The sequence below is a fragment of the Pontibacillus marinus BH030004 = DSM 16465 genome, from assembly GCF_000425225.1.
Lineage (GTDB): Bacteria > Bacillota > Bacilli > Bacillales > BH030062 > Pontibacillus > Pontibacillus marinus.
On the sequence record NZ_AULJ01000085.1, the window covers coordinates 1 to 8,149 of the forward strand.

Consider the following 8,149-nt stretch of genomic DNA (forward strand, 5'->3'; position numbering starts at 1 on the left):
TGGGAAAGTCCAAATTATGGTCCGTTAATCTCCATAATCGCGTGGAGGGAAGGAAACGGCAAACTGTCGTGGTAACAAAGGGAAGACGAGACCCCGCAGGCACGAGGAGGCTCGGCTTTTCTTCCACAACAGGCTTGCCGTTTCACTGACCGCAACAAATCACACAAAAGCAACGGACTCCTCTCAGTTTCAAGTCTTCAACATAACTGCCATATAACTGAATAACTTAAAATCAATAAATAAAACTCACAAAGCATAAAAAATACCAGAGCCTTATGCTCTGGTATCATTCGTTCATTTGATCTTTTATATACTTAAGTATCTTCTTTTCTATCCGTGAAACCTGCACCTGAGATATACCGAGTCGATTGGCAACATCCGACTGGGTTTGATCTTTATAATATCTCAGGTAAATGATCAATCTTTCCCGTTCGTCTAACGCACGTATTGCTTCCTGTAAGGCAATTTTATCGAACCATTTTGTATCCTGGTCTGCGATTTGATCTAACAGTGTAATTGGATCTCCATCATTTTCATAGACCGTTTCATGGATCGAGTGAGGTGATTTCGATGCCTCTTGCGCATGAACAACCTCTTCCGCACTAATCTCTAAAGCCTGTGAAATTTCCTGTACGGTAGGGGTACGACCTAAGCTTTTCGTCAATTCGTCTTTCTTTTTGCGGATTTTATTACCCGTTTCCTTGAGACTTCGACTAACCTTCACACTACCATCATCACGAATAAATCGCTGAATTTCCCCAATAATCATCGGGACAGCGTACGTTGAAAACTTCACATCATAGGATAGGTCAAATTTGTCCACTGATTTTAACAGTCCAATACAACCAATTTGAAATAAATCATCCGGATCATATCCCCTGTTTAAAAACCTTTGAACAACCGACCAGACAAGACGCATATTTTTCTCAACAAGAATATCCCGTGCTTCCTGGCTCCCCTGTTGACTTTGGGCAATATACATCTTGACCTCTTCGTCCGAAAGCTGCTCCTGTTTTTTCGATTGTTTTAGTTCCACATCCATAGGCAGGTCTCCTTAATTACATAAGGTCTTGCTTTTTTTTAGGTGTTTCACTAACCTTACTGTTGTGCCTTCTCCCGGATAAGAAGAGATATCTACTTCATCCATAAAGTTCTCCATGATGGTAAAGCCCATTCCTGAACGCTCAAGTTCTGGCTTTGACGTGAATAATGGTTGTTTAGCTTCTTCAAGATTATCGATGCCTATTCCTTCATCCCAAATTAAAATTTCAGCAGTTCCATCAACAAGAATACACTTAATATGAACCTTTCCTTCAGATTCTTCATGATATCCATGAATAATCGCATTCGTAACGGCTTCTGAAACCACTGTCTTGATTTCCGTTAATTCATCCATTGTTGGATCCAATTGCGTTACAAAGGATGCTACGGTCACCCGAGCGAACGACTCGTTTTCACTGATGGCTGAAAATTCGATATGCATTTCATTCTTATTCATTAGGATGCCACCCCCAATGTTTCAAGTGCATATGCTTCATTTTCTTCAAAACGAATAATCTTGAATAACCCTGACATCTCAAATAAACGCTTTACAGCTGGAGAAATCGAACAGACGACCATTTCTCCACCCTGTTGTTTCACTTCTTTATATCTTCCTAAAATGACCCCTAGGCCAGAACTATCCATAAAGCTGAGGGATTCTAAGTTTAAAATGACATGTTTTACGTTTTGATTCGATAAAACTTGCTGCCATTCGTTTCTTAAGTTTTCGGCTTCATGGTGATCTAACTCTCCTGATAAACGAACTAATAACACATGTTGCTTCGTGTCAAAACTTACGGAAAGACTCACAGTTTATGCCCCCTTATATTTTGGTTAGTGAGTCTTTTTCTCCTTTTGTCTTTCGATATCCTTCCACCTGACAAAAGAAGTGTTGATTCGCTAATTTCTCCTACAATTAGCGATGCTTTACCATTTCATTCATGGAACGCTTCAATAAAGACCACAACCCTGCATTTGATACATCTTCATTCACGATTAATGTCGTTTTTGAAAGCGGTTCTCCATTACTTGTAATAGTTAGAGTTCCAACCTCCTGCCCCTTTTTCAGAGGTAATTCAATCGTGTCGTTATATTTCACTTCTCGTTCAACATTTTCAATCTTTTGACCTTTTTTCTTTAGTACAGAAACAGACTCACTCGTCACTACATCAATTTCTGGGTTATTTGCACGGATCATTTTAAGTTGATCAACAGGCTGGAAACGTTTATATAAAGATTCTGTTTCATAGTGATTAAACGCATAGTCTAGCATCGTTGTAATGTAAGCATTACGCTTTTTCGGTGTTTCCGCTCCCATTACAACCGCAATAACACGCATATCATTTTTCTTTGCCGTAGCAGTTAAACAGTATTTGGCCTCTCTTGTAAAACCTGTTTTCAAACCATCTACACCTTTATAGAATTTAACAAGCTTATTTGTATTAACAAGCCAGAATTCATTATCAGTTCCTTTTCGAAGGTAATCATCATAGATTTTTGTGTATTCGGTAATCCCTTCGTATTTCAGTAACTCTTTAGCCATTAAAGCCATGTCACGAGCTGTACTGTAATGATTGTCCGCTGGGAGCCCTGTAGTGTTTTGGAATTGTGTATTTTCTAGCCCAAGGTCTATAGCTTTTTCATTCATCTTCTCCACAAATTCTTCTTCACTACCTGAAATGCGTTCAGCTAACGCTACAGATGCATCATTTCCTGAGGCAACAGCCACGCCTTTCAGTAGTTCATCCACTGTCATTTCTTCACCAGGCTCTAAAAAGATCTGTGATCCACCCATTGAAGCTGCATATTCACTAGCACGAACTTTTTCATCAAGTTTTAAAGATCCATCATTTAGCGCTTCCATAACTAAAATCATGGTCATAATTTTAGTCATGCTTGCAGGTGGTAACGTTTGATTTGCATCCTTTTCGTATAAAACCTCACCTGTATCACGTTCAATTAATATTGCGGATTTTGCACTTTCAACTAATTCTGGTCCATCATCTTCTGCAGCAAAAGTTGCAGAGCTAAATGTTGTTAAGGTTAATAGTATCGTCGTGATCCAGACACCAAAATTTTTCATAGAGGTCCCTCCAATCGTATTGTTAGCTATTTTTTCCATGATTGGAGAGATTTATAACAAGTCAAATGAAAATATTAGAAAAAAAGCATGCAACCTCAAATGAAGTTACATGCTTTCATATAAATCAATGATTATTCACCTGTAATACTGCCGTGAATTAAAGTAGGAGCTTCTACTTTATCATCAGACACTGTGATGTTTTCATAAAGCTTTTCTTTTACATCATTTACGTCTTCTTGGTTTGCGTAGATCGTTAGTAGAGATTCGCCCTCTTCTACATAATCGCCTACTTTTTTGTTGAGATAAAGTCCAACAGCAAGATCGATCACAGATTCTTTCGTTGCACGTCCAGCACCCAACATCATGGCTGCTGTTCCGATTTCATCAGCTACGATATCCGAAACATAACCAGCTTTCTTCGCTGGTAGCTCGACTTTGTAAGAGGCTTGTGGCATTAAGGTTGGATCCTCAACAACTTTCCCATTTCCACCTTGCGATGATAGGAACGTTCCAAAACGCTCAAGCGCTTTACCGTTTTTCATGTTTGCTTCTAGCATTCCACGGGCTTCATCCAGTGTGTTTGCTTTTCCAGCTAGAACAACCATCTGGCTACCTAGTGTTAAGCATAATTCGGTTAAGTCTTTAGGACCTTCACCTTTTAATGTGTCAATCGCTTCTTTCACCTCAAGTGCATTCCCAATAGCACGACCAAGAGGCTGGTTCATGTCAGAAATAACAGCCATTGTATTACGACCCACTTTATTTCCGATGGTAACCATTGCTTCAGCAAGAGCTTTAGAATCTTCAAGACTCTTCATAAATGCTCCGGCACCCGTTTTAACATCCAATACAATTGCATCTGCACCTGCAGCAATTTTCTTACTCATAATAGAGCTTGCAATCAACGGAATTGAGTTCACTGTAGCTGTTACATCACGTAAGCCGTATAACTTTTTATCTGCAGGTGTTAAATTACCTGTTTGACCAATAACAGAAATTTTATTTGTATTCACAAGATCAATGAATTCACTTTTATCAATTTCAACGTGAAAGCCTGGTACAGCTTCTAACTTGTCGATCGTTCCACCTGTGTGACCAAGGCCACGTCCGCTCATTTTCGCAACAGGTACATCAAGGGATGCAACAAGTGGTCCAAGAATTAGTGTAGTCGTATCACCCACGCCACCAGTTGAGTGTTTATCAACTTTCACGCCTTCAATTGGTGAAAGGTCGATTGTTTCTCCACTGTTTACCATAGCTGTTGTGATGTTTGCGCGTTCTTCGTCGTTCATATCTTGGAAGAAAATTGCCATGCAAAGGGCACTAGCTTGGTATTCAGGGATATCACCGTTTGTATAACCTTCGATGAAAAAGTTTATTTCTTCGCTTGTTAGTGCTTCACCATCACGTTTTTTTGCAATAATATCGTACATTCTCATATTCTCATCACCTTTATCCTAAGTGCATGTTTTATATAGTCTTAAGAATTTCTTTCACAAAGTTAAGGAAATCTTCACGCACTTGTGCAGTTGTTTCAATAACTTCATCGTGTGTTAATGGCTGATCTAAGATACCTGCTGCCATATTCGAAATGCAAGAGATACCTAATACTTTCATGCCAGCATGATTTGCAACAATAACCTCAGGTACTGTAGACATCCCAACAGCATCGCCGCCCATAGTGCGAAGCATGCGCACTTCTGCACCTGTCTCATAGGAAGGTCCAGTATTTCCTACATAAACACCTTCCTGAACTTTAAGACCAAGGCTATCTGCACATTTTTTAGCGTGTGCTGTTAATTCAGGGCAATAAGCTTTGGACATGTCAGGGAAACGGTCGCCTAAATCACTATCATTTGGTCCGATTAATGGGTTATCTCCCATGTTATTAATATGATCGGTAATAATCATTAAGTTACCTGCATCAAACTTTTCGTTAATTCCACCTGCAGCATTCGTTACAAATAGCTTTTCAACGCCAAGTTCTTTCATAACACGTACAGGGAATGTTACTTGTTTCATGGAATACCCTTCATAATAATGGAAACGACCTTGCATCGCGATAACTTGTTTGCCATGAATGCTCCCAATTACAAGCTGACCCTTATGACCCTCTACTGTAGATTGTGGGAAGTGAGGGATCTCACCATAAGGAATCGTAATAGCGTCCTCGATTTCATCTGCTAAAACTCCTAGGCCTGATCCTAAAATCAATCCAACTGTGGGTTGTTGATTTACTTTTTCTTGAATGTGTTGTGCTGCTTCTTTCATTTGTGCTGCGTTCATTGTACAGCCCCTCCCTATTTCAAGTCGTTTAAGAAACTCTTGCCATGTTCAGGCATTTTTATATTAAAGTTTTCTGCTACTGTTGCTCCGATATCAGAGAATGTTTCTCGTAACGCTAACTCTTTTCCACCATCAAGGCTCTTAGAATACACAAGCAACGGTACATATTCACGCGTATGGTCTGTACCATGGTGAACGGGATCATTACCGTGGTCAGCAGTGATAATTAAAAGATCATCATCTTGTAATTTTTCTAACACTTCTGGTAGACGTGCATCATATGCTTCAAGCGCTTCACCGTACCCTTGAGGATCACGACGGTGACCGTATTTCGCATCAAAATCAACAAGGTTTAAGAAGTTCAATCCTGTAAAATCTTGATCCATAGAATTCACAAGCTTATCCATTCCATCCATGTTATTCTTCGTACGAATCTCTTCTGTTACACCTTCTCCATCATAAATGTCAGAGATTTTACCAAGAGCAATGACATCATAATCAGCGTCTTTCAATTCGTTCATTACTGTACGTCCAAATGGTTTTAAAGCATAGTCATGACGATTGTGCGTACGCTCAAATTCACCAGGTTTACCAATGAATGGACGCGCAATTACACGGCCAATCATATACTTTTCATCTTTCGTGATTTCACGAACCATTTCACAAATTTCATACTGTTCTTCAATTGGTACAACATCTTCATGTGCAGCAATCTGAATAACAGAGTCCGCAGATGTGTAAACAATTAAGGCACCTGTTTCCATGTGCTCTGGTCCAAGTTCATCAATAATTGCTGTACCTGATGCTGGTTTATTTCCGATAACTTTACGACCTGAACGTTCTTCGATTTCATCGATTAACTCTTTTGGAAATTCTTCGAAGGTACGGAAAGGTGTATCGATATAAAGCCCCATGATCTCCCAATGACCTGTCATCGTATCCTTACCATTTGAAGCTTCTTGCATTTTTGTGTAGTATGCTTCAGGTTGGTCTGCTTTGTGAACCCCTTTGATCTCACGGATGTTGCTCAGACCAAGCTTCCCCATATTCGGCATTTGAAGTCCGTCCATATGCTCAGCAATATGACCAAGTGTGTCTGCTCCTTTGTCATTAAATTGCTCAGCATCTGGCGCTTCTCCAATTCCTACAGAATCCAATACGATTAAAAATACACGTTTAAAATTGTCCATAGTACGATCCCTCCTATACATTTTTACATTCCCTTCATGAGGCATAAGTATGCAGGCATGAAGTCGGTGTTGTAAGATGTCAGACAACCTAATAAAAAGAAAAATTACGCCCTTGGATGATAAGAGCGATAAATATCTTTTAACCTAGCTTTTGTTACATGAGTGTAGATCTGTGTTGTTGAAATATCGGAGTGACCAAGCATTTCTTGTACTGCTCGAAGATCTGCTCCATTCTCTAATAAATGCGTTGCAAACGAATGGCGTAGAGTGTGTGGTGTAATTTCTTTTTCCACCCCAACTTCCTTCGCAACCGCTTTCAGTATCTTCCAAAAACCTTGGCGTGATAATGAATTACCATGGTGGTTTACAAATAAGGCTTCTGTTCGTTTATTGTTAACGAGTTTGGGACGAGATGCTTGTAAATAGTTCTCTATAGACTCTTTCGCCATACGTCCAAGTGGAATAATTCTCTCTTTGGAACCTTTTCCAACACATCGTACAAATCCCATAGTTAAATGCAGATCACTTACGTTTAAAGACACGAGCTCTGTTACGCGTAAGCCTGTTGCATAAATCATTTCAAACATGGCTTTATTGCGAATCGATAGTGTATCTTGTGGCTCAATAGCTAATAACGCATCGACCTCAGAAGTGGATAAGATCTTCGGTAGTCTGCGCTCTTTCTTAGGAGTCTCTATATGTAAGCTAGCATCTTGATCTGCTCGACGCTCACGGACTAAGAATTGGTGAAAAGCCCTGATGGATGATAGCGTACGAGCCATTGTTGCAGATGAACGATCTTGATCATTTAAATGATGCATATACTGCAAAATATGTACACGGGAAATGTTGTTGACATGATTTAATTCACACGTCTTTTCAATAAACTGAAGATATTGACGTAAGTCTCTCTTATATGATGAAAGTGTATTTTCGGATAGCCCTCTCTCTACTTGTACATAATGCAGAAAGTCTTGTAGTTCATCGTGCATGAACAATTACTCCCCTAACCTAAAAAAGATAGACAAACGATCAATCAACCCTTCGTCATGTGGTTGAAATACTTTTACAGCCTTCCCTTCTGGCTCATCATAACGATGAATTTTCTCATATTCTTCATTCATCATCTTTAAGCCAAAGTAAAACAATAGGGTGCATGCTGTAAAAATCACAAAGATCTTCACTGTATCCTTGATTATATGAAAAAGCTGTTGCATATACATATCTCCTTTTATAAAGGTACAACCTATACTCTTTACTACAAAGATATGCCAGTTTTCATATGAAATATACAAGGAATCTATACTCATTTCCTACTATTTCGCTAAAACTTCTCTATAGAAGACTTAGGGGAAGAGTACAAAATAAACGTAACCGATTTCTTTTTGTTTGTAAATAGATGTGTTTGGATTTGAAATTTTCTGAGAACACATCATTAAACATAGCTGGTCTTTATGCTGTTGTTCTATTATAGCCCCCTTATCTTGAAGACTTGGTTTCGAGATAAAGTGCGTATGGTTCCGTTGCTTTTGTGCAGATCGGCGGGCTG

General features: G+C 39.3%; 10 protein-coding genes. All 10 read right to left on the reverse strand.

What is annotated here, in order from left to right; genetic code table 11:
* Positions 1-286: 286 nt before the first annotated feature.
* The gene (gene sigF / locus H514_RS0115050; protein WP_027447706.1) at positions 287-1,042 is read right to left on the reverse strand and encodes an RNA polymerase sporulation sigma factor SigF; all 756 of its coding nucleotides are present in this window, start codon (positions 1,040-1,042) and stop codon (positions 287-289) included.
* Positions 1,043-1,054: 12 nt separating this feature from the next.
* Positions 1,055-1,498, reverse strand: coding sequence for an anti-sigma F factor (gene spoIIAB / locus H514_RS0115055; RefSeq protein WP_036843740.1), 444 nt, complete (start codon positions 1,496-1,498; stop codon positions 1,055-1,057).
* Positions 1,498-1,851: an anti-sigma F factor antagonist gene (spoIIAA, locus tag H514_RS0115060; RefSeq protein ID WP_027447708.1), complete on the reverse strand. Its 354-nt coding sequence runs from the start codon at positions 1,849-1,851 to the stop codon at positions 1,498-1,500. The genes spoIIAB and spoIIAA overlap by 1 nt, the downstream gene beginning before the upstream one ends.
* A gap of 106 nt (positions 1,852-1,957) precedes the next feature.
* Entirely contained in the window at positions 1,958-3,124 is a 1,167-nt protein-coding gene (locus tag H514_RS0115065) for a D-alanyl-D-alanine carboxypeptidase family protein (RefSeq protein ID WP_027447709.1), read from the reverse strand.
* A gap of 131 nt (positions 3,125-3,255) precedes the next feature.
* Entirely contained in the window at positions 3,256-4,563 is a 1,308-nt protein-coding gene (locus H514_RS0115070; protein ID WP_027447710.1) for a pyrimidine-nucleoside phosphorylase, read from the reverse strand.
* 31 nt (positions 4,564-4,594) lie between these two features.
* The gene (locus H514_RS0115075) at positions 4,595-5,410 is read right to left on the reverse strand and encodes a purine-nucleoside phosphorylase (protein WP_027447711.1); all 816 of its coding nucleotides are present in this window, start codon (positions 5,408-5,410) and stop codon (positions 4,595-4,597) included.
* 14 nt (positions 5,411-5,424) lie between these two features.
* Complete coding sequence (deoB, locus tag H514_RS0115080) at positions 5,425-6,600, reverse strand: phosphopentomutase (RefSeq protein ID WP_027447712.1); 1,176 nt, start codon at positions 6,598-6,600, stop codon at positions 5,425-5,427.
* A gap of 104 nt (positions 6,601-6,704) precedes the next feature.
* Positions 6,705-7,592, reverse strand: coding sequence for a site-specific tyrosine recombinase XerD (gene xerD / locus H514_RS0115085; protein ID WP_027447713.1), 888 nt, complete (start codon positions 7,590-7,592; stop codon positions 6,705-6,707).
* 6 nt (positions 7,593-7,598) lie between these two features.
* Positions 7,599-7,817 (reverse strand): YqzK family protein, encoded by a 219-nt coding sequence (locus tag H514_RS0115090; protein ID WP_027447714.1) that lies wholly within the window; start codon positions 7,815-7,817, stop codon positions 7,599-7,601.
* A 129-nt stretch (positions 7,818-7,946) separates the two neighbouring features.
* The coding region (locus H514_RS25085) for a hypothetical protein (protein ID WP_211226780.1) at positions 7,947-8,149 on the reverse strand (203 nt) is incomplete at its 5' end.